At 72.0% G+C, this 21,331-nt stretch carries 17 protein-coding genes; 13 read left to right on the top strand and 4 right to left on the bottom strand.

The genetic code is table 11. The annotated features are described in order from the left end of the window. Positions 1 to 60: 60 nt before the first annotated feature. Complete coding sequence (locus tag ACV530_RS06770; protein ID WP_494331341.1) at positions 61 to 1,338, top strand: HRDC domain-containing protein; 1,278 nt, start codon at positions 61 to 63, stop codon at positions 1,336 to 1,338. Between the two features lie 353 nt (positions 1,339 to 1,691). Here the strand turns inward: ACV530_RS06770 and ACV530_RS06765 are convergent, their stop codons facing one another. The 4 genes from ACV530_RS06765 to ACV530_RS06750 are packed head-to-tail and all read right to left on the bottom strand — an operon-like array spanning position 1,692 to position 6,057. Continuing rightward, positions 1,692 to 2,693 carry a Gfo/Idh/MocA family protein gene (locus ACV530_RS06765; RefSeq protein ID WP_494331340.1) on the bottom strand — a complete coding sequence of 334 codons (1,002 nt, stop codon included), beginning with the start codon at positions 2,691 to 2,693 and terminating at the stop codon, positions 1,692 to 1,694. Then, positions 2,690 to 4,132: a sugar porter family MFS transporter gene (locus ACV530_RS06760; protein WP_494331339.1), complete on the bottom strand. Its 1,443-nt coding sequence runs from the start codon at positions 4,130 to 4,132 to the stop codon at positions 2,690 to 2,692. Before ACV530_RS06760 ends, ACV530_RS06765 begins: the two co-directional genes overlap by 4 nt. After that, the gene (locus ACV530_RS06755; RefSeq protein ID WP_494331338.1) at positions 4,129 to 5,109 is read right to left on the bottom strand and encodes a Gfo/Idh/MocA family protein; all 981 of its coding nucleotides are present in this window, start codon (positions 5,107 to 5,109) and stop codon (positions 4,129 to 4,131) included. Before ACV530_RS06755 ends, ACV530_RS06760 begins: the two co-directional genes overlap by 4 nt. 27 nt (positions 5,110 to 5,136) lie before the next feature. Next, positions 5,137 to 6,057: a sugar phosphate isomerase/epimerase family protein gene (locus ACV530_RS06750; protein WP_494331337.1), complete on the bottom strand. Its 921-nt coding sequence runs from the start codon at positions 6,055 to 6,057 to the stop codon at positions 5,137 to 5,139. Between the two features lie 266 nt (positions 6,058 to 6,323). Between ACV530_RS06750 and iolC the strand changes: the two genes are divergently transcribed. The 12 genes from iolC (at position 6,324) to ACV530_RS06690 (ending at position 21,323) form a co-directional block, all read left to right on the top strand. Beyond that, positions 6,324 to 7,328, top strand: a complete 1,005-nt coding sequence (gene iolC / locus ACV530_RS06745; protein ID WP_494331336.1) for a 5-dehydro-2-deoxygluconokinase — start codon at positions 6,324 to 6,326, stop codon at positions 7,326 to 7,328. An 8-nt stretch (positions 7,329 to 7,336) separates the two neighbouring features. Then, positions 7,337 to 8,215 (top strand): Cgl0159 family (beta/alpha)8-fold protein, encoded by an 879-nt coding sequence (locus ACV530_RS06740; protein ID WP_494331483.1) that lies wholly within the window; start codon positions 7,337 to 7,339, stop codon positions 8,213 to 8,215. 20 nt (positions 8,216 to 8,235) lie between these two features. Then, on the top strand, positions 8,236 to 9,123 hold the full coding sequence (gene iolB, locus ACV530_RS06735; RefSeq protein WP_494331335.1) for a 5-deoxy-glucuronate isomerase: 888 nt from the start codon (positions 8,236 to 8,238) through the stop codon (positions 9,121 to 9,123). Next, on the top strand, positions 9,120 to 10,985 hold the full coding sequence (gene iolD / locus ACV530_RS06730) for a 3D-(3,5/4)-trihydroxycyclohexane-1,2-dione acylhydrolase (decyclizing) (protein ID WP_494331334.1): 1,866 nt from the start codon (positions 9,120 to 9,122) through the stop codon (positions 10,983 to 10,985). The genes iolB and iolD overlap by 4 nt, the downstream gene beginning before the upstream one ends. A gap of 24 nt (positions 10,986 to 11,009) precedes the next feature. After that, on the top strand, positions 11,010 to 12,503 hold the full coding sequence (locus ACV530_RS06725; RefSeq protein WP_494331333.1) for a CoA-acylating methylmalonate-semialdehyde dehydrogenase: 1,494 nt from the start codon (positions 11,010 to 11,012) through the stop codon (positions 12,501 to 12,503). 370 nt (positions 12,504 to 12,873) lie between these two features. Further along, positions 12,874 to 14,094, top strand: coding sequence for a thiolase family protein (locus tag ACV530_RS06720; protein WP_494331332.1), 1,221 nt, complete (start codon positions 12,874 to 12,876; stop codon positions 14,092 to 14,094). Beyond that, on the top strand, positions 14,091 to 16,235 hold the full coding sequence (locus tag ACV530_RS06715) for a 3-hydroxyacyl-CoA dehydrogenase NAD-binding domain-containing protein (RefSeq protein ID WP_494331331.1): 2,145 nt from the start codon (positions 14,091 to 14,093) through the stop codon (positions 16,233 to 16,235). The genes ACV530_RS06720 and ACV530_RS06715 overlap by 4 nt, the downstream gene beginning before the upstream one ends. A 204-nt stretch (positions 16,236 to 16,439) precedes the next feature. Next, on the top strand, positions 16,440 to 17,231 hold the full coding sequence (locus ACV530_RS06710; protein ID WP_494331330.1) for an AfsR/SARP family transcriptional regulator: 792 nt from the start codon (positions 16,440 to 16,442) through the stop codon (positions 17,229 to 17,231). 21 nt (positions 17,232 to 17,252) lie between these two features. Next, positions 17,253 to 18,029 carry a 3-oxoacyl-ACP reductase FabG gene (gene fabG, locus ACV530_RS06705; protein WP_494331329.1) on the top strand — a complete coding sequence of 259 codons (777 nt, stop codon included), beginning with the start codon at positions 17,253 to 17,255 and terminating at the stop codon, positions 18,027 to 18,029. Further along, positions 18,019 to 19,575 (top strand): acyl-CoA dehydrogenase family protein, encoded by a 1,557-nt coding sequence (locus ACV530_RS06700; RefSeq protein ID WP_494331328.1) that lies wholly within the window; start codon positions 18,019 to 18,021, stop codon positions 19,573 to 19,575. The genes fabG and ACV530_RS06700 overlap by 11 nt, the downstream gene beginning before the upstream one ends. Further along, positions 19,572 to 20,402 (top strand): 4'-phosphopantetheinyl transferase family protein, encoded by an 831-nt coding sequence (locus ACV530_RS06695; protein ID WP_494331327.1) that lies wholly within the window; start codon positions 19,572 to 19,574, stop codon positions 20,400 to 20,402. The genes ACV530_RS06700 and ACV530_RS06695 overlap by 4 nt, the downstream gene beginning before the upstream one ends. Positions 20,403 to 20,483: 81 nt before the next feature. Continuing rightward, positions 20,484 to 21,323, top strand: a complete 840-nt coding sequence (locus ACV530_RS06690) for an NmrA family NAD(P)-binding protein (RefSeq protein ID WP_494331326.1) — start codon at positions 20,484 to 20,486, stop codon at positions 21,321 to 21,323. Positions 21,324 to 21,331 lie beyond the last annotated feature (8 nt).

Raw genomic sequence — 21,331 nt, 5'->3', positions numbered from 1 at the left:
ACGCCCGCCGACGGAACGTTCCGTCGGCGGGCGTCCGTCATACCCGGATACCCTTGGCTGGTGACCGACGCCCAAGACACCGCAGCAGACACACCACTGCGAACCCCCGGGGGCGGCCCCCCGGACGACGTCGATTCGGCGCCGATCCCCTTGCTCGAGCCACGCGAAGGCATTCCGCCGGTCGTCGCGGACGACCGTGCCCTCGCCGACGTCGTGGCCGCCTTCGCCGCGGGCACCGGCCCCGTCGCCGTCGACGCCGAGCGCGCCTCCGGCTACCGCTACGGCCAGCGCGCCTACCTCGTCCAACTGCGCCGCGAGGGCGCGGGCTCCGCGCTGATCGACCCGGTCGGCTGTCCCGACCTCTCCGCCCTCGGCGAGGTGCTGGCCGACGCCGAGTGGGTGCTGCACGCCGCCACCCAGGACCTGCCGTGCCTGCGCGAGATAGGGATGACGCCGTCCCGGCTCTTCGACACCGAACTCGCCGGGCGGCTCGCGGGCTTCGCCCGCGTGGGGCTCGGCGCCATGGTCGAGAACGTCCTCGGCTACGCCCTGGAGAAGGGCCACTCCGCCGTCGACTGGTCCACCCGCCCGCTGCCGGAGCCCTGGCTGCGCTACGCCGCGCTGGACGTCGAGCTCCTCGTCGACCTGCGCGACGCCCTCGAGACGGAGCTCGAGCGGCAGGGCAAGCTGGACTGGGCCCACCAGGAGTTCGCGGCCATCGCCGCGGCGCCGCCCGCCCCGCCCCGCAAGGACCCCTGGCGCCGTACGTCCGGCATGCACAAGGTCCGGCGGCGCCGGCAGATGGCGGTGGTCCGCGAGCTGTGGACCGCGCGCGACCTCGTGGCGCAGCGGCGCGACGTCTCGCCGGGCAAGGTGCTCGGCGACAGCGCCATCATCGAGGCCGCGCTGAACCTGCCGCCGAACGCCCACGCGCTCGCCGCGCTGCCGGGCTACGGGCACCGCATGGGCCGCCGCCAGCTCGAGCAGTGGCAGGCGGCGATCGACCGGGCCAGGGCGGTGCCGGAGGCGGAACTCCCGCAGCCCGGCCAGCCGTTGACGGGCCCGCCCCCGCCGCGGGCCTGGGCCGACAAGGACCCGGTCGCCGCGGCACGGCTGTCGGCGGCGCGTGCCGCGGTGTCGGCGCTCGCCGAGCGGCTGACGATGCCTCAGGAGAATCTGATCACCCCGGACACGGTGCGCCGACTGTGCTGGGAGCCGCCCCGGACCCCCACCCCGGAGGCGGTCGCCGAGGTCCTCACGGCCCACGGCGCCCGCCCCTGGCAGGTGGAACAGGTGACTCCGGTGCTCGTCGAGGCCCTCACGACCACGGCGGCCTGAGCGGGCGCCTGTCCGGCGGGTCCTCGCCCATGGGTGCGGCCGGTTCGGCACCGCCGGGCCCCGCCGTCCCGCCCCGCGCACCCGGGGGCCCGTCGGGCGGCTGGGAGCTGCGCCGCGCGGCGCAGCTCCGCCGGACGAGCCCCGGGCCTGGCCAGCAGATCTCCGCAGGCCTTCCCGGTTCCCGGGGGCGTGCCCGGGGACTCCGAGGCCCGGGGCACACCCTCGGGCGGGGGCCCTGGGGTCCGGGGCGAAGCCCCGGAAAAAGACCCGCCGCAACGGCGCGAAGCCACGACGGCGAAGCCCGGCGGTGCCGGACCGGCCGTACCCACGGGCGGAGCGCCGCAGGACAAGCGCTAGCCGCGGACCTCCGCCAAGGTCACCGGCCGCCCCGTGCGGCGGGAGAGGTAGCAGGCCTCGGCGACGTACAGCGCTTCCAGCGCCTCCGCGGGTGAGCAGGGGTTCTCCCGGCGGCCGGCGGCGACTTGGGTGAAGGCCGTGAGTTCGGCGATGTACGCGTCGTGGAAGCGCTCCATGAACGTGGCGTACGGCGTGGCCCGGTGCCAGGACAGGTGCTGTTCCGCCGTCGGCATGGGCGCGCGGTCGTCGAGGCCGACGAAGCGGGCGCCCTCGGAGCCGCAGATCTCCAGACGGACGTCGTGGCCCGCGCCGTTGTAGCGGGTGGCGGTGACGGTGGCGAGCATGTCGTCGTCGAAGCGCAGCAGGGCGGCGCAGGTGTCGACGTCGCCGCCTTCGGCGAAGAAGGGTGCGCCGCGGTTGGCGCCCAGGGCGCAGACGGAGACGACCTCCCGGCCGGTGAGCCAGCGCATGATGTCGAAGTCGTGGATGGAGCAGTCCCGGAACAGGCCGCCGGAGGTGGGGATGAAGGCCGGGGGCGGGGGCGTGACATCGCTCGTACAGGCGCGCAGGGTGTGGATCCAGCCCAGCTCGCCCGAGCGCAGGGCGTCCCTGGCTGCGGTGTAGCCCGCGTCGAAGCGGCGCTGGAAGCCGATCTGTACGGGGACCGGGCTCTTCGCGGCGCGTTCGACGACGCCCAGCGTGCCGGGGACGTCCAGGGCGACGGGTTTCTCGCAGAAGACCGGGACCCCGTGGTCGAGGGCCTGGTGGATGAGGGCGGCGTGGGCGCTGGTGGCGGCGGTGATGACGACGCCGTCGAGCCCGGCGGCGTACATCGCGTCGATGCCGGCCGCCGCGTCGAGGCCGAGTCGGCCGGCGAGCACCCGGGCGCGGCCGGCGTCGAGGTCGGCGACGACGACGGTGTCCACTCCGTCGACGGCGGAGAGGGTTTCGGCGTGGAAGGCGCCGATGCGGCCGGTGCCGATCAGGCCGATCTTCATGGGTGGCTCGCTTTCGAAGACTTCGGGGACTTCGGGGACTCGGAAAGAGCGGCCTTGCGCAGTTCGTCCTCGAGGTCCTCGAGGGCCATGCCCTTGGTCTCCGGGGCGTAGCGCTTGCAGAAGACGAACGACACCACGCACGCCACGGCGAAGAGCCAGAAGGTCACGCCGGCGCCCGCCGCGTCGAGCAGGACGGGGAAGAGGAGGGCGATGGCGAAGTTCACCATCCACATGACGAACACGGCGGATCCCATGGCCAGTCCGCGGACCTTCAGCGGGAACATCTCGGCGAGCAGCAGCCAGACGCCGGTGTTGAGGGTGGCCTGCATGAAGGCCATGTACAGGACCATCAGTCCCAGGACGAGGACGCTGACGGCGGTGGAGTGCGGCAGCTGGAAGGCGGCGCCGAGGGCGGTGAGGGAGACGGCCATGCCGGTCAGGCCGCCCATGAGCATGGGCCGTCTGCCGAGCCGGTCGATGAGGGACATGCCGATCGCGGTGGCGATGACGGAGATCGCGCCGATGGCGATGGTGGCGGTGATGGCGGCGTTGGTGCCCAGCCCGGTGGATTCCAGGATCTTGGGCGCGAAGTAGATGACCGCGTTGACGCCGGTGATCTGCTGGACGATCGCCAGCCCGATGCCGACGAGGAGGAGCCGGCGGATCCAGGGGGTGCGCAGTTCCTGCCAGGCGCCCCGGCGGGCGTCGGCCTCCAGGGTGCGGGCGTGCTCGATGCGGGCGAGTTCGGCCGGGATGTCGTCGGCGGGCAGGGTGCGGTGCAGGACGCGGGTGGCGTCGTCGGTACGGCCCTTGCTGATGTACCAGCGGGGGGTGTCGGGCAGGAAGAACATGCCCACGAACAGGGCGACGGCGGGCAGGGCCGCGAGTCCCAGCATCCAGCGCCAGGCCTCCCACCGGGCGAGGACGGCGTTGACGAGGTAGGCGAGCAGTTGTCCGCTGACGATCATCAGGGAGTTGAAGGAGACGAGCCGCCCGCGGATGTGCGGCGGGGCTATCTCCGACAGGTACAGCGGGGTGATCACGGAGGCGCTGCCGACGGCCAGGCCGAGGACGAAGCGTGCCGCGACCATGGCGGGGACGGTGGGTGCGACGGCCACGGCGACGGCGCCGCCGATGAAGACGGCCCCGGCCCACAGCAGGGCCTTCTTGCGGCCCAGGCTGTCGGCCATGCGGCCGCCCGCCAGGGAGCCGAAGGCCGCTCCGATCAGGAGTGCGCTGGTGATGACGCCCTCGCCGAGGGAGCTGAGGCCGAAGTGCCGCTCCATGAAGGGCAGGGCGCCGGAGACGACTCCGGTGTCGTAGCCGAAGAGGGCGCCGCCGATCGCGGCGATGGCGGCGATGCCGAGGATGAAGCGCTTGGCTCCGCGACCGGAAGTAGCTGGGTGGTCCGTGGCGGACCGGTCGACGGCGACGTTCATCGGTACAGCCCTGGCATTTCGGCCAGTTCGACGGTGGTGCGTTCGCCGGTCGTCCGGGCCCGTACGCCCGCTTCGCACACGGCGGCGGCCGCGTAGCCGTCCCAGCAGCCGGGTCCCTCGGCCTCGCCGTGCCGGGCGGCGTCCACCCAGCGCTGGACCTGCCGGTCGTAGGCGTCCTCGAAGCGTTCGACGAAACCGGGGGTGATGATGTCGTCGCCGGTGCGGGCGGTGCCGTTCTCACAGGCCGCCTCGCAGGCGACCTGGTAGCCGAAGCCGCAGTTCTGGAAGAGCTCGGTGTCCACGATCCGTCCGCCCGAGGTCTCGAAGAGGACCAGCTGCGGATCGCTCAGGCCCTCGGGGGCGGCGGAGGAGGGCGTCGGGCACAGCACGTGCACCGCGGTGATCTCCTCGCCGAGCAGCCAGCGGGTGATGTCGATCTCGTGGACGACCGAGTCGTGGATGAGCATCGCGTCGGTGAAGCCGGGCGGGGTGGCGGCGTTGCGGTGCTTGTGGTGCAGCATCAGGGCGCGGCCGTGGACGCCGGTGTCGAGCGTCTTCTTCAGCTGCAGATAGCCGGTGTCGTAGCGGCGCATGAAGCCGACCTGGACGAGGCGGCGGCCGAGCCGGACCTCGGCGGCCATGACGCGCCGGGCGGAGGCCGCGTCGGGGGTGAGCGGTTTCTCGCACAGGACGGGCAGGCCGCGCTCGAGGGCCGTCATGAGGGCGGCCTCGTGGGCGGGGCCGGGCGAGGCGATCAGTACGGCGCCGACGGCGGGGTCGGCCATGGCGGCGGCCGGGTCGGTGTAGGGCGTACAGCCGTCGATGCCGCGGGCGGCGCGCTCGGCGCGGCCGGCGTCGAGGTCGGCGACGGCGGCGACACGGGCGCCGTCGGTGACGGTGTCCAGGCGGCGGATGTGGTCGGCGCCCATGCGCCCGGTGCCGATGACGGCCACGCCGAGGGGGGTGTTGGTGCTCATGCCGAAGTGGTCCTCTTGCTCGGTCTGTCAGGCGCCGCAGGAGCGCAGGAACCGGCGGGTGCGCCGGGCGATGGGCAGGGGCTGGTCGGGCGGGCAGGGGTACATGTCCTGCTCGACGATGGCGAAGAGGTCGACGTCCAGGCCCTGGGCGGCCTGGAGGACGGGCTCCAACGCCGGCAGTCCGCGCGGCGGTTCGCACATCACGCCCTGGCGGACGGCGGGGCCGAAGGCGGTGCCCTTGGCGACCACGTCGGCCAGGACGGCGGGGTCGATCTGCTTGAGGTGGAGGTAGCCGATGCGCTCGCCGTAGGTCCGGATGAGCTTGACGCTGTCGCCGCCGCAGTAGGCGTAATGGCCGGTGTCGAGGCAGAGGTTGACGAGGCCGGAGTCGGTGGCGTCGAGGAAGCGCTCGACGTGCGCCTCGGTGTCGATGTGGGTGTCGGCGTGCGGGTGGACGACGATGTCCAGCCCGAACTCCTCGCGGACCCGGCGGGCCAGCTGTTCCATGCCGGTGGTCAGGTTCTTCCACTGCTCGCCGGTCAGCTCGCGGGGCTCGAGGATCTCGGCGGTCTTGTCGTCCCGCCAGAAGGAGGGGATGACGACGAGGTGCCGGGCGCCCATCGCCCGGGTGAGCGTGGCGACTTCGGTGACATGGGCCCAGGTCTTCTCCCAGACGGCGGGGCCGTGGTGCAGGGAGGTGAAGATCGTGCCGGCCGAGACCTTGAGGCCGCGGCGGCCGGCCTCGTCACGGAGCACGGCCGGGTCGGTGGGCAGATAGCCGTACGGGCCGAGTTCGATCCACTCGTATCCGGCCTCGGACACTTCGTCGAGGAAGCGCTGCCAGGGGACTTGCTGCGGGTCGTCGGGGAACCAGACCCCCCAGGAGTCGGGGGCCGACCCGACACGGATGCGGTCCAGGGCGGACGGTACGGCGCTGGGTGCGGACATACTGCGGCTCTCCTCTCGCCGGTCGCCGGTGACCGGGAGGCGCTGACGGGATTGCGGCACAGCCTCCATGGGGCCCGGGAGCCTGTCAAGACTTTGTCCCGACATAAGGACTTAATGACTTCGTAACTCGCCAGTAGCCGCCCGGAGGCCAGCTCAATCACCTGACCAGGCGCGACAGCTTCAAGTCAATATGTAAGGACAAAGTATTGACAGGGCCGGGCCCGCCCGATTAGACCTGTCGGCAGAGCCACAGCGAAAGGGCGCACATGACCGACCCGTACGACCTGATCACCATGGGCCGCATCGGAGTTGACCTCTATCCGCTGCAGACCGGCGTGCCGCTGGCGCGGGTGGAGACCTTCGGGAAGTTCCTGGGCGGCTCGGCCACCAATGTCGCGGTCGCCGCCGCCCGGCTCGGCCGCCGCAGCGCCGTCATCAGCCGTACCGGCCACGACCCCTTCGGCGACTACATCCACCAGGCGCTGCGCGACTTCGGCGTGGACGACCGCTGGGTGACCTCTGTCGAGCAGTATCCGACGCCCGTCACGTTCTGCGAGATCTTCCCGCCGGACGACTTCCCGCTCTACTTCTACCGCCGCCCCAAGGCGCCCGATCTGGTCATCCACCCCGAGGAGTTGGACCTCGACGCGATCCGCACCGCCCGGATCTTCTGGATGACCGGAACCGGTCTGTGCGAGGAGCCCAGCCGTGCCGCGACGCTGGCCGCCCTCGAGGCCCGGGGCAAGGCCGGCCCGACCGTCTTCGACCTCGACTGGCGGCCCATGTTCTGGGGCGGCGAGGGCGGGGCCTCCGGCGACGGAGGTGCCACCGGCCCCCGGGCGATGGCCGAGGCCCGGCCGTACTACGAGGCCGCGCTGGCCCACGCCACGGTCGCCGTCGGCAATGTCGACGAGGCCGAGGTCGCCACCGGACTGCGCGACCCCATGGCCTGCGCCCGGGCGCTGCTGGACATGGGCGTCGAACTGGCCGTCGTCAAGCAGGGTCCCAAGGGCGTCCTCGCGGTGCACCGCGACGGCCGCGCCGCCGAGGTGCCGCCCACGCCCGTCGGGGTCGTCAACGGCCTCGGCGCCGGCGACGCCTTCGGCGGGGCGCTGTGCGACGGACTGCTCTCCGGCTGGGAGCTCGAGCGGATCATGCACCGCGCGAACGCCGCCGGCGCCATCGTCGCCTCCCGCCTGGCCTGCTCCTCCGCCATGCCCACCACGGCCGAGGTCGAGGAGTTCCTCGCCTCCCACGCTCCGAGAAGGTGAACCACGCCTTGATCCCCCGGATCTCCGAACTCCCGGCACTGCGGGCCCGCCACCCCGAAGCCGTCGCGGAGGCCGCCGCCCGCCGCGTCCGGCGCCCGCTGATCGGTGACAGCGGCCGGCTGATGATCGTCGCCGCCGACCACCCGGCCCGTGGCGCGCTCGCCGCCGGCGACCGCAAGCTGGCCATGGCCAACCGCGCCGACCTGCTGGAACGGCTGTGCCTGGCACTGTCCCGCCCGGGTGTGGACGGTGTGCTCGGCACCGCCGACATCCTCGAGGACCTGCTGCTGCTCGGCGCCCTGGACGGCAAGGTCGTCATGGGCTCGATGAACCGCGGTGGCCTCGCGGGCGCCTCCTTCGAGATGGACGACCGCTTCACCGGACACCGCCCCCAGGACATCGCCCGGCTCCGCTTCGACGCCGGAAAGCTGCTGCTGCGCATCGACTACGACGACCCCGGCTCGGTGAACACCCTGGAATCCGCCGCCCGCGCCGTCGATGACATGGCCGCCCTCGAACTGCCCGTCTTCGTCGAGCCCTTCCTCTCCCGCCGGGTCGAGGGCAGGGTCCGCAACGACCTGGGCACCGAGGCCGTCATCCACTCCGTGGCCATCGCCTCCGGCCTCGGCGGCACCTCCGCCTACACCTGGCTCAAGCTCCCGGTCACCGAGGACCCGGACGACATGGCGCGCGTCTGCGAGACCTCCACCCTGCCCACGGTGCTGCTCGGCGGCGAGGTCTCCCGCGACCAGGAGGAGACGTACGACAAGTGGCGCAAGGCCCTGCACCTGCCGACCGTGCAGGGACTGGTCGCCGGCCGCTCGCTGCTCTACCCCGCCGACGGGGATGTGGCGAAAGCTGTGGACACCACCGTCGGACTGCTCTGAAACAGGGGAGACAGGAGACCATGAACTTCCGCGGATTCCACCTCGGGGCCGGGCAGGCCGCCGCCGGGCCCTACGCCCTGGACATCACCCCGGAGAAGGCCGGCTGGGCCCACTCCTCCCTCCGCGTCCTCGAACTGCCGCCCGGCGCGGGGCACTCCTTCGCCACCGGCGACAGCGAATGGATCGTGCTGCCGCTCTCCGGCGGCTGCACGGTCACCACCGGCTCCGGCGAGAGCTTCGAACTGGCCGGCCGTACGAGCGTGTTCGACGCGGTCACCGACTTCGCCTATGTGCCGCGCGACGAGGAGGTCCGCGTCTCCAGCGCCGCCGGCGGCCGCTTCGCCCTCACCGGCGCCCGGTGCGGGCGCCGTCTGCCCGCCCGGTACGGGCCCGCCTCCGGCGTCCCGGTCGAGCTGCGCGGCGCGGGCCCCTGCTCCCGCCAGGTCAACAACTTCGCGGCGGCGGGCTCGTTCGCGTGCGACAAGCTCATCGCCGTCGAGGTGCTCACCCCCGGCGGCAACTGGTCCTCGTACCCGCCGCACAAGCACGACGAGTGCCGGCCCGGCGAGGAGAGCGAGCTGGAGGAGATCTACTACTTCGAGATCGCCGGCGGCGACACCGGCCTCGGCTACCAGCGGGTGACGCCGTCGCGCGAGGGCGGTACGGACGTCCTCGCCGAAGTCCGTACCGGCGACGCCGTGCTGATCCCCGACGGCTGGCACGGCCCGTCCATCGCCGCCCCCGGCCACGACATGTACTACCTCAATGTCATGGCGGGCCCCGGCGAGGCCCGCGAGTGGCTGATCTGCGACCACCCCGACCACGGCTGGATCCGCTCCACCTGGCCGGACCAGCGCGTCGATCCCCGCCTCCCCCTCTACAACGCCCCCGCAGGAGAAGCCCGATGACCCGCCGCCTCACTGTCGCACAGGCCCTCGTCGAGTTCCTCGCCCACCAGTACACCGAGCGCGACGGGCGCCGGCACCGCCTGATCAACGCCTGCTGGGGCATCTTCGGGCACGGCAACGTCGCCGGGATCGGGCAGGCCCTGCTGGAGACGGGGCAGGAGGCCATGCCCTTCCTCCAGGGCCGCAACGAACAGGCCATGGTGCACGCCGCCGTCGGCTACGCACGGCAGAACGACCGGCTCGCCGCCCAGGCAGTGACGACCTCCATCGGCCCGGGCGCCACCAACCTCGTCACCGGCGCCGCCCTCGCCACGATCAACCGGCTGCCCGTACTCCTCCTGCCCGGCGACGTCTTCGCCGGCCGCCCCGCCGACCCGGTCCTGCAACAGCTCGAAGTCCCGTACGCCGGGGACGTGTCCGTCAACGACTGCCTCCGCCCGGTCTCCCGCTACTTCGACCGGATCACCCGCCCCGAGGCGCTGATCCCCGCCGCCCTCCAGGCCATGCGCGTCCTCGCCGACCCCGTCGAGACCGGCGCCGTCACTCTCGCCCTGCCCCAGGACGTCCAGGCCGAGGCCCACGACTGGCCCGAGGAGTTCTTCGCCGACCGCGTCTGGCACGTACGCCGCCCCGCCCCCGCCCCCGACGCCCTCGCCGAGGCCGTACGGGCCGTACGGGCCGCAGAACGCCCGCTGATCATCGCGGGCGGCGGCGTCCACCACAGCGAGGCCGAGGAAGCCCTGCGCGCCCTCGCCGACGCCACCGGCATCCCCGTCGCCTCCGCCCAGGCGGGCAAGGGCTCCCTGCGCCACGACCACCCCGCGGACATCGGCGGCATCGGCCACACCGGCACCGCCGTCGCCGACGAACTCGCCCGCACCGCCGACCTCGTCATCGGCGTCGGCACCCGCTACAGCGACTTCACCACCGCCTCGTCAACACTCTTCGCCCGGCCGGGAGTCCGCTTCCTCAACCTCAACATCACCTCCTTCGACGGCCACAAGCTCGCCGCCCTGCCCCTCGTCGCCGACGCCCGCGCCGGCCTGGAGGCACTGACCACAGCCCTCGCGGGCCACCGGGTGGACGAGGCGTACGAGGCCGAGTACCGCGCGGGCAAGAGTGGTTGGGAGGAGCTCGTGGACGCGGCGTACGCCGCCGGGGACGACTCCGTACAGCCGACCCAGACCCAGGTGCTCGGCGCGCTCGACGCAGTCGTCGGCGACGAGGACGTCGTCATCAACGCGGCCGGCTCGCTCCCCGGCGACCTGCACAAGCTCTGGCGCGCCCGCTCGCGGCGCCAGTACCACCTGGAGTACGGCTACTCCTGCATGGGTTACGAGATCCCCGCCGCCATCGGCGTACGGCTCGCCGCGCCGGACCGCCCGGTGTGGGCGCTCGTCGGCGACGGCACGTATCTGATGATGCCCACCGAACTGGTCACCGCCGTCCAGGAGGGCATCAACATCAACGTGGTGCTGGTGCAGAACCACGGCTACGCCTCCATCGGCGGGCTGTCCGCAGAGACCGGCGGCGAACGCTACGGCACCGCCTACCGGTTCCGGGCCGAGGACGGCACGTACACCGGTGACCCACTGCCGGTCGACCTCGCCGCGAACGCCGCCTCGCTGGGGATGGACGTCCTCCGGGCCCGTACGGTCGGCGAACTGCGCACCGCCCTGGCCGAGGCCCGCACCTCCCCCCGGCCCACCTGCGTGTACGTCGAAACCGATCCGGCGGGCACCGCGCCCGGCGCCCAGGCCTGGTGGGACGTCCCGGTCGCCGAGACCGCCACCCGCCCGGCGGCGGTGGAGGCCCGCGAAGCCTACGAGCGCCACGTCGCGGCCCGCCGCCACCACCTCTGATCCCCTCACCGAGAAAGACATCCCATGAAGACGATCAACCACTGGATAGGCGGCAAGCCCGTCGAAGGCGTCTCCGGCAACCACGGCCCGGTGGTCAACCCGGCAACCGGCGCCCAGGAGAAGCGGGTTGCCCTCGCGTCCGCCGAAGAGGTGGACGCGGCGGTGGCCGCCGCCAAGGACGCCCTCGCGGACTGGGGCACCGCCTCGCTGGCCAAGCGCACCACCGTGCTGTTCCGCTACCGGGAGCTGGTGCACGCGCACCGCGAGGAGATCGCCCGCCTGATCACCGCCGAGCACGGCAAGGTGCACGCCGACGCCCTCGGCGAGGTCGCCCGCGGGCTGGAGATCGTCGAACTCGCCTGCGGCATACCGGAGAAGCTCAAGGGCGAGCTGTCCACCCAGGTCTCGACGCGCGTCGATGTCGCCTCGATCCGCCAGCCGCTGGGCGTGGTGGCGGGCATCACGCCCTTCAACTTCCCGGCCATGGTGCCGATGTGGATGTTCCCGCTCGCCATCGCCTGCGGCAACACATTCGTGCTCAAGCCGAGCGAGAAGGTGCCCTCCACTGCGCTGCGCCTCGCCGAGCTCGCGGCCGAGGCGGGGCTGCCGGACGGCGTCCTCAACGTGGTGCACGGCGACAAGGCGGCCGTGGACCGGCTGTTGGAGCACCCGGACGTCGCCGCCGTGTCCTTCGTCGGCTCCACGCCCATCGCCCGGTACATCCACACCACCGCGTCCGCGAACGGCAAGCGCGTCCAGGCGCTCGGCGGCGCGAAGAACCACATGCTCGTGCTGCCCGACGCCGACCTCGACCTGGCCGCCGACGCCGCCGTCAACGCGGCGTACGGCTCGGCCGGGGAGCGCTGCATGGCCGTCTCCGTACTGGTGGCCGTCGGCGGCACGGCGGACCCGCTCATCGAGAAGATCAAGGAGCGTACGGCCGCCCTGCGCATCGGCCCCGGCGACGACCCGGCGTCCGAGATGGGCCCGCTGATCACGCGGGAGCATCGCGACAAGGTCGCCTCCTATGTGCACGGCGCCGCCGCCCAGGGTGCGGACGTCGTCCTCGACGGCACCGGCTTCACGGTCGAGGGGTACGAGGACGGCCATTGGATGGGGCTCTCGCTGCTCGACAAGGTCACCCCGGGGATGGACGCGTACCGGGACGAGATCTTCGGGCCGGTGCTGTGCGTGGTCCGCGCGGAGACGTACGAGGAGGGCGTGGCCCTGATCAACGCCTCGCCCTGGGGCAACGGCACCGCCGTCTTCACCCGCGACGGGGGCGCGGCCCGGCGCTTCCAACTCGAGGTGCAGGCGGGCATGGTGGGCGTCAACGTCCCGATCCCGGTGCCCGTCGGCTACCACTCCTTCGGCGGCTGGAAGGACTCCCTCTTCGGCGACCACCACATCTACGGCAACGACGGCGTCCACTTCTACACCCGCGGCAAGGTCGTCACCACCCGCTGGCCCGACCCCGCCGACGGCGGGGTGGACCTGGGCTTCCCCAGCAACAGCTGAGGTTCCGGACTTTGAACCCTCCCCAGCCGAAGCAGGGGATTCCTGGCTCAGGAAGCCCCGCAGGTCGGCGACCTGAAAGATCTTACTCCCTCAACACCAGCCGGGACGGAACCTGCCCGGTTCGCTGAGCAAAGCTCGGGTGTGCCGTCTTGGTTCTCGACCGGCACAGTGTGCGCGCTTGGTTCTCGCAACGCACGGCCCGCAGCCTATCCGATCAGGCAGGGGAGGAACCGGAGAACGTGACCTTCACCTCGGGGCGGGGGGACTGTGCAGCGTGGTTACCCGCAAGTAGCATGACGGTGTCACCCGCACCGCGGCGGAGCCGTACCGGCATGCCCGCGCGCAGCGATCCACCTGGAGGAGAGCCAACGTGCCTCGTACCGCTAGGGACGTCGTTTTCGTCGACGGCGTCCGCACCCCGTTCGGCAAGGCGGGCCCGAAGGGCATCTACCACGAGACCCGCGCCGACGACCTGGTCGTCAAGTGCATCCGGGAGCTGCTGCGCCGCAACCCGGACCTGGACCCGGCCCGGATCGACGAGGTCGCCATCGCCGCGACGACGCAGATCGGCGACCAGGGCCTGACCCTGGGCCGTACCGCGGGCATCCTCGCGGGCCTGCCGCAGTCCGTTCCCGGCTACTCCATCGACCGCATGTGCGCCGGTGCGATGACCGCCGTGACATCCGTGTCCGGCGGTGTCGCGCTCGGTGCGTACGACATCGCGCTCGCGGGCGGTGTCGAGCACATGGGCCGCCACCCGATGGGCGAGGGCGTGGACCCCAACCCGCGCTTCGTCTCGGAGAAGCTGGTCGACGAGTCGGCCCTGTTCATGGGCATGACCGCGGAGAACCTGCACGACCGCCTCCCCCACCTCACCAAGCAGCGCGCCGACGAGTACGCGGTCCGCAGCCAGGAGAAGGCCGCCAAGGCGTACGCCGACGGCAAGATCCAGGCCGACCTGGTGCCGATCTCCGTGCGCCGCACCTCGCCCGAGGGCGGGGAGACGGGCTGGGGCCTGGCCACCGCCGACGAGCCGATGCGCCCGGGCACCACGCTCGAGGGCCTCCAGTCGCTCAAGACCCCGTTCCGTCCGCACGGCCGGGTCACCGCGGGCAACGCCGCCGGTCTCAACGACGGCGCCACCGCCTCGCTGATCGCCGCCGAGGACGTGGCGCGCGAGCTGGGCCTGCCGGTCAAGTTGCGCCTGGTCTCCTACGCGTTCGCGGGCGTCGAGCCCGAGGTCATGGGCTACGGCCCGGTCCCGGCGACGGAGAAGGCCCTGGCCAAGGCCGGCCTGACCATCGCCGACATCGGCCTGTTCGAGATCAACGAGGCCTTCGCGGTCCAGGTGCTCTCGCTCCTGGACCACTACGGCATCGCCGACGACGACCCGCGCGTCAACCAGTACGGCGGCGCGATCGCCTTCGGCCACCCGCTCGCCTCCTCCGGTGTCCGCCTGATGACGCAGCTGGCCCGGCAGTTCGAGGAGCAGCCGCACGTCCGCTACGGCATCACGTCGATGTGCGTGGGCTTCGGCATGGGCGGCACGGTCATCTGGGAGAACCCCCACTTCGACGGAGGCAACAAGTGAGCACCACCGCCGAGCTGTTGAAGGGCGCCGCGGAGCTCTTCCCCGACGAGGTCGTCACCCAGGCACACGTGCGCCACCTCGAACTCCCGCAGGGCGCGGGCAAGTTCGCTCTCATCACGCTGGACAACGGCCTGGACCACACCAAGCCGACCACCTTCGGCCCCCAGTCGCTCGCGAACCTCAACACCGCGATCGACCAGGTCGAGGCGGAGGCCAAGGCCGGCGGCATCGTCGGCATCGGCATCACCGGCAAGCCGTTCATCTTCGCCGTCGGCGCCGACCTCAAGGGCGTCGAGCTCCTCAAGCGCCACGAGGACGCGCTGGCCATCGGCAAGGGCGGCCACGACGTCTTCAAGCGCCTGGCGACCCTCGCGGTGCCGACGTTCGCGTACTACAACGGTGCCGCGATGGGCGGCGGCGTCGAGGTCGGCCTGCACTGCGCCTACCGCACGGTGTCCAAGGCCATCCCCGCCTTCTCGCTGCCCGAGGTCTTCCTCGGCCTCGTCCCCGGCTGGGGCGGCTGCACCCTGCTGCCGAACATCATCGGCGCGGACCGCGCGGTCTCGGTGATCATCGAGAACTCGCTCAACCAGAACAAGCAGCTCAAGGGCCGGCAGGTCTTCGACCTCGGCATCGCCGACGCGATCTTCGAGGGCGCGGATTTCCTGGAGCAGTCCCTCCTGTGGACCGCCTCCGTGCTCAAGGGCGACACCGAGGTCGTACGGCCCGCGGTGGACCGCGGCGAGGCGTGGGACCGGGCCGTCGAGCGCGGCCGGTTCATCGCCGACTCCAAGGTGCACGGCGCCGCCCCGGCCGCGTACCGCGCGCTGGACATCATCGCCGCCGCCAAGAACGGCGACCTGCGCCAGGGCTTCGACGCCGAGGACCAGGCCCTCGCCGACCTCATCATGGGCGGCGAACTGCGCAGCGGCATCTACGCGTTCAACCTCGTGCAGAAGCGCGGCAAGCGGCCGGCCGGCGCGCCGGACAAGTCGCTGGCCCGCCCGGTCAACAAGGTGGGCGTCGTCGGCGCCGGCCTGATGGCCTCCCAGCTCGCGCTGCTCTTCGCTCGCCGCCTCGAGGTGCCGGTCGTGCTGACCGACATCGACCAGGAGCGCGTCGACAAGGGCGTGGGCTACGTCCACGGCGAGATCGACAAGCTGCTCGGCAAGGGCCGCATCAACCAGGACAAGGCCAACCGCCTCAAGGCCGCGGTCACCGGCTCCCTGGACAAGGCCGCCGCCTTCGGCGACGCGGACTTCGTCATCGAGGCCGTCTTCGAGGACATGGCCGTCAAGCAGCAGGTGTTCGCCGAGGTCGAGGCGGTCGTGCCGGAGCACGCCGTCCTCGCGACCAACACCTCCTCGCTGTCGGTCTCCGAGATGGCGTCGAAGCTGAAGCACCCCGAGCGCGTGGTCGGCTTCCACTTCTTCAACCCGGTCGCGATCCTGCCGCTGCTCGAGATCGTGCGCGGCGAGCGGACCGACGACGCCTCGCTGGCCACCGCCTTCGGTGTCGCGAAGAAGCTGAAGAAGACGGCCGTCCTGGTCAAGGACGCCCCGGCGTTCGTCGTCAACCGCATCCTGACCCGCTTCATGGGCGAGATCCAGAACGTCATCGACGAGGGCACCCCGGTGCTCACCGCCGAGAAGGCCGTCGAGCCGCTCGGCCTGCCGATGTCCCCGCTCGTGCTGCTCGAGCTGGTCGGCCCGGCCATCGGCCTGCACGTCTCCGAGACACTGGCCGGCGCGTTCCCCGACCGCTTCAAGGTCTCGCCGAACCTGGCGGCCGTGGTCAAGGCGGGCAAGCGCGGCTTCTATGTGTACTCCGCAGAAAATCCTGCCAAGCCGGAGCTGGACCCCGAGGTCGCCGCGCTGCTGGTGCAGGGCGACACCGTCCTCACCGAGGAGCAGGTGCGCGACCGCGTCCTGGACGCCGTGGCGCAGGAGATCGGCCTGATGCTGGCCGAGGGCATCGTCGCCGAGGCGCAGGACATCGACCTGTGCCTGATCACCGGCGCGGGCTGGCCCTTCCACCTGGGCGGCATCACGCCGTACCTGGACCGCGAGGGCGTCTCCGAGCGCGTGAACGGCAAGCGGTTCCTGCCGGTCGGCGTCGCGAGCGTGCCGTCCGCGACGTAGCGGCCGGGTAGGACGCCGGAAGGGCTGGATCCCCCTGGGGGATCCAGCCCTTCCGGCGTTTTTGCAGAACCGGCTGGCCGTTTTGTTTCGCCTACGACAGGCGCGATACCGCCAAACCCCCCACTCCAAGCCCCGGCTGGCATTGCATTGACAAACCGGCCGTCCTGTTTTCTACTGAGCTGTGCCACAACCAGGGGAGGCGGCATGGACATCAAGGTGCTCGGCACGTTGGACGTCAGGGAGAACGGGATGTCGGTGACCCCGACGGCACCCAAGCCCCGGCAGATCCTGGCCGTGCTGGCCCTGCACGCCGACCAGGTCGTGCCCGTGGCCACGCTGACCGAGGAGCTCTGGGGCGAGCGGCCTCCGCGCAGTGCGCGCACCACACTTCAGACGTACGTCCTCCAACTGCGTGAGCTGATCCGGGACTCCGGCACCGGCCGTGCGGTCAAGGACGTGCTGGCCACCTCGCCGGGCGGCTACCTGCTCACCACCTCGGACGGGGCCTGCGACATCCGCGAGTTCGAGCGGCTGGCCGACCTGGGCTACCGGGCCAAGGACGCCGGGGACTTCGCGGGGGCGGCCCGGCATCTGCACGACGCCCTCGCGCTGTGGACCGGGGACGCCCTCGCCGGTGTACGGACCGGCCCGGTACTCCAGATGCAGGCCCTGCGCCTGGAGGAGGCCCGGCTGTGCGCGCTCGACCAGCGCATCGAGGCCGACCTGCACCTCGGCCGGCACCGTGAACTGCTGGGCGAACTGGCCGTTCTGGCCGGCAGGTACCGCACCCACGAGAACCTGCACGGCCAGTTCATGCTGGCGCTGCACCGCTCCGGCCGGCGCGGCGAGGCCCTCGAGGTCTACCACCGGCTGCGCACCCTCCTCGTCCGGGAACTCGGGATCGAACCGTCCGTGGCACTGCGCCGGATCCAGCGCTCCGTTCTGATGGCCGGTCCCGTGCCCTCCCGGCCCCGTCGGCTGACGAGCGTCGGTTAAGTCGGTTAAGGAGCATTGATCGTGAACGAGCGCGTCACCCTCGTCACGGGTGGGACGAGCGGCATCGGACTGGCGGTGGTCCGGGAGCTGGGCCGGGCCGGACACCGTGTTTTCCTCTGCGCGCGAACGGCGTTGCAGGTGAAGCAGACGGTCGAGGAACTGCGCGAGGAGGGCCTGGAGGTGGAGGGCCAGGCGGCCGACATCCGTTCGCCGGAATCCGTCGCCGCACTCGTGCAGGCCGCCGTCGAGACCTTCGGTCCTGTCAACATCCTGGTCAACAACGCCGGACGCGGCGGCGGTGGCGTGACCGCCGACATCACCGACGACCTCTGGTACGACGTCATCGACACCAACCTCAACGGCGTCTTCCTGGTGACGCGCGAGGTGCTGAGGAACGGCGGCCTGGCGGACGCCTCGTACGGACGGATCATCAACATCGCGTCCACGGCCGGCAAGCACGGCGTCCTCCTCGGCGCCCCCTACAGCGCCTCCAAACACGGCGTCGTCGGCTTCACCAAGGCACTCGGCCGGGAACTGGCGCCCTCCGGCATCACCGTGAACGCGGTCTGTCCCGGCTACGTCGAGACCCCGATGGCCGCCAGGGTGCGCAAGGGCTATGCCGCCGCCTGGGACACCACCGAGGAGTTCGTGCAGGAGCAGTTCGAGGCGAAGATCCCGCTCGGCCGCTATTCGACGCCGGAGGAAGTCGCCGCGCTGGTCGGCTATCTGGCCTCCGGGCCCGCCGCCTCGATCACTGCGCAGGCGATCAACGTCTGCGGTGGACTCGGTGCTTTCTGATCACAACGCCGGCCTGGAGGCGCTGCTCGGCGACCCGTACGACCCCGCCAACCCGCATGGCCTGCGCGCCCTGCTCGCCGCCGACGAGCGTCGCACCCCGCCCGCCGGGACCGAGGCCCTGCTCGCCGGGGCCGGCCTCGGCGCGGAGTTGGTTCCCGTCGCGTACGGCGGCCGGCTCACCCGAGCCGATCTGCTGGCGCGCGTCCTGCGCCCCGTCTTCCGGCGGGATCTCGCCCTCGGCTTCGGCCACGGCATCACGTCCCTGTTCGCGGCGGGCCCCGTCTGGGCGGCCGGCACCGAAGCGCAACGGCACACCATCGCCGAGCTGTTGCTCGGTGGCGGCCGGGCCGCACTCCTCGACCGGGAGCCCGCCCACGCCAACGCGTTCCTCAGAGGCGAGATCACCGCATGCCCCACTCCTCGGGGCGGCTACCGGCTCCACGGCCGCAAGGAGCTGGTGGCCAACGCCTCGCGTGCCGGGACCCTGGTCGTCCATGCCCGTACGGGCCCGGCACATTCCGTGCTGCTCGTCGAACCCGGCCAGGCGGAGCTCCTGCCGCGCGTCACGACGAGCGGCATGCGCGGAGTGCCGTTCTCCGGGGTGGAGTTCGCCGGGCACGTCGTGTCCGGCGACGCGCTCATAGGCCGGGCCGGAGACAGCACCGCCCTCGCACTGCGCACCGGCCAGGTCGGCCACGCCCTGATCAGCAGCGCCGTCACGGCAGCCGCCGGTACAGTCCTGGACTGTGCCGTACGGGCCGCCGGTCACCGGCACAAGCCGCTCACCGGCATCTTCGCCGACCTCCTGGCCTGCGACAGCATGGCCACCGTTGCGCTACGGGCCCTCGGGCTCCTGCCCGGGCAAGCCCAACTCCTCGCCGCAGCAGCCAGGTACGTCGTGCCCGGCCTGGTCCGCGAGAACCTGGAGGTACTGGCCGCGGCGCTGGGAGCCCACGGCCACCGGGAGAACGGCGCCCTCGGCAAGCTCGTACGCGACCTGCCCATCGCCGTGCTCGGCCACACCGGCACCGCCGCCTGCCAGGCAGTGATCGCCACGCATCTGCGACACTCCTGGTTCGCCGGTGCCGAGCCGCCACCCGAACTCTTCCGGGAGGGCGCCGAACTGCCCCCGCTCGACTATGAGTTACTCGGGGTCGCGGGCGGCGGCGACTTCATGGCCGCCTCTCTCGTCGGCACCGCCGCCCGGCTCGCGGGCCGCCGGGGCCACGGCGGCCGAACCGCCGCCCTCGCCGAGCTGGCACGGGCGTTCGTCACCGAACTGGAGACCCTGCACGAGTCCGCGGCTGTCGCCGCCCGCACCGACCGCTACAGCCTGATCGTCGGCGCGGCCGCGGTCCTCGGCACCTGGGAGGGCCAGGACGGCAGCGACCCCTTTCTCGCCGACCCGGCCTGGGCGCTCCTCGCCCTGTCCCGGATCGCCGAACGGCTCGCCATGCCGGTGCCCGAACTGCCCGGCGGCTGCCGGGAGCTGGTGCTCGACGAGCTCCTGCGCCGCCACCGCTCTCACCTCGGAGGACTCCTTTGACGGACACCGCGCCAGTCCGTATCCACGGGCCCGACGGGCCCTGGCGCCAGGTGCGCGAGGCCATGCTCCGGCATGGCACCGCTGTCGTGCACACAACCTGGAGCGGATGGCCCGTCGCCGACTGTGCGCTGCTGGGGCGCGACCGGCAGCGCTGCTCGCGCATCGAGGATCCCGATGCCCGGCACCGCTTCGCCGCCTCCCGGCTGGCGGTGAAGTTCACGGCCTCGGCCGTGCTGGACGCCGACCCCGCCGATCTCGACCTCGCCTACGCGATCGGTGGGCGCCCCTACCTGCGGGGCCTGGACCAGGTCGACATCAGCCTCACCCACACCGGAGAGCTGATCGCCGTCGGCATCAGCCGCAACGGCCGGATCGGCGTGGACGCTGAACACCTCGACCGGCGGCTGCCGTTCGGACTCCTGCACCGCCACGTCTGCACACCCGCCGAGCTGGCGGCCCTCGAAGGCCTGCCGGAACCGGAGCGGGACGCGCGGATGCTGCGACTGTGGACCCTGAAGGAGGCGTACACCAAGGCACTCGGCCAGGGGCTGCGGTTCGGCTTCACCCAGTTCGGCTTCGCGGACGGGCGCCTGATCGCACCCGACGGTACGCCCGCGGGCCATGGCGAATGGACCTTCGCGACCTACCGGTTGCCGGGCCGTCACCTCATCAGCGTCGCCTGCCACGACGCCGGTCTGGGCACCTCCCCCGACATGTCCGTCCGCACCATGCTCGACGAGGCGCTGACGGACGCCGTGGCCAGGGCTCTGGAGGATCGCTCGGGGAACGCTCGAGAACGTCGTCGCGTCACCGGGTACGGGGCCTAGCTTGGTCCCGTAGACGGACGCTTATGGACCTGAGTGCCACGGCTATGTCCGGCCTCAGCACAGGGGAGTTGACTGATCTCCATGACGAACACGCAGAACGCGCATCCGACCGACACCAAGACGACCCTCGTCATCGGGGGAACGGGCAAGACGGGCCGCCGCGTCGTGCAGCGGCTGTCCGCGAAGGGGCTGACGGTGCGCACCGGGTCGCGCTCGGGCGAGCCGCCCTTCGTGTGGGAAGACCCCGGCACCTGGGACGCCGCCCTGGACGGCGTGGGTGCCGTCTACGTCACCTACTACCCCGACCTCGCCTTCCCCGGTGCGGCCGAGGCCGTCGGCGCCTTCGCCCACCGTGCCGTGGCGAAGGGGGCGCGCCGGCTGGTGCTGCTCTCCGGCCGGGGCGAGGAAGGCGCGGTGGCCAGTGAGGACAGGCTCAAGGAGTCCGGCGCCGACTGGACCGTCGTGCGGGCCAATTGGTTCGACCAGAACTTCAGCGAGAGCTTCTTCCTCGACCCCGTCCTCGCCGGCGAACTGGCCCTCCCCACCGCCGACGCCGTGGAACCGTTCGTCGACGCCGACGACATCGCGGACGTCGTCACCGCGGCACTCACCGACGACCGGCACATCGGCAGGACCTACGAACTATCCGGACCGCGCCTGCTGAGCTTCCACGACGTGGCCGCCGAACTCTCCAAAGCGACGGGGCGCGAGATCACTTATGTCCCCGTCTCCACCGACGCATACCGGGCGATGCTGCAGGAGCACGGTCTCCCGGAGGAGTTCGCCGACCTCTTCCAGCTGATCCTGGACGGGCGCAACGCGAGCATCACGCACGGCGTGGAGGAAGTGCTGGGCCGTCCGGCGCGCGACTTCTCCGACTTCGCCAAGGATGCCGCCGCCACCGGCGTCTGGAACGCCTGAATCCGTCC

This window comes from Streptomyces sp. SX-6 (assembly GCF_059089585.1).
Note: the sequence above shows the minus strand (reverse complement) of the source record. Positions and strands in the feature narration are given on the sequence as shown.

Bases quoted from the DNA above. Each gene is read 5' to 3' on its own strand.
- ACV530_RS06765 (WP_494331340.1), bottom strand. From the start codon at position 2,693: ATGAAGATCGGCCTGATCGGCACCGGCCGCATCGGCGCCTTCCACGCC.
- ACV530_RS06760 (WP_494331339.1), bottom strand. From the start codon at position 4,132: ATGAACGTCGCCGTCGACCGGTCCGCCACGGACCACCCAGCTACTTCC.
- ACV530_RS06755 (WP_494331338.1), bottom strand. From the start codon at position 5,109: ATGAGCACCAACACCCCCCTCGGCGTGGCCGTCATCGGCACCGGGCGC.
- ACV530_RS06750 (WP_494331337.1), bottom strand. From the start codon at position 6,057: ATGTCCGCACCCAGCGCCGTACCGTCCGCCCTGGACCGCATCCGTGTC.
- iolC (WP_494331336.1), top strand. From the start codon at position 6,324: ATGACCGACCCGTACGACCTGATCACCATGGGCCGCATCGGAGTTGAC.
- iolB (WP_494331335.1), top strand. From the start codon at position 8,236: ATGAACTTCCGCGGATTCCACCTCGGGGCCGGGCAGGCCGCCGCCGGG.
- iolD (WP_494331334.1), top strand. From the start codon at position 9,120: ATGACCCGCCGCCTCACTGTCGCACAGGCCCTCGTCGAGTTCCTCGCC.
- ACV530_RS06725 (WP_494331333.1), top strand. From the start codon at position 11,010: ATGAAGACGATCAACCACTGGATAGGCGGCAAGCCCGTCGAAGGCGTC.
- ACV530_RS06710 (WP_494331330.1), top strand. From the start codon at position 16,440: ATGGACATCAAGGTGCTCGGCACGTTGGACGTCAGGGAGAACGGGATG.
- ACV530_RS06690 (WP_494331326.1), top strand. From the start codon at position 20,484: ATGACGAACACGCAGAACGCGCATCCGACCGACACCAAGACGACCCTC.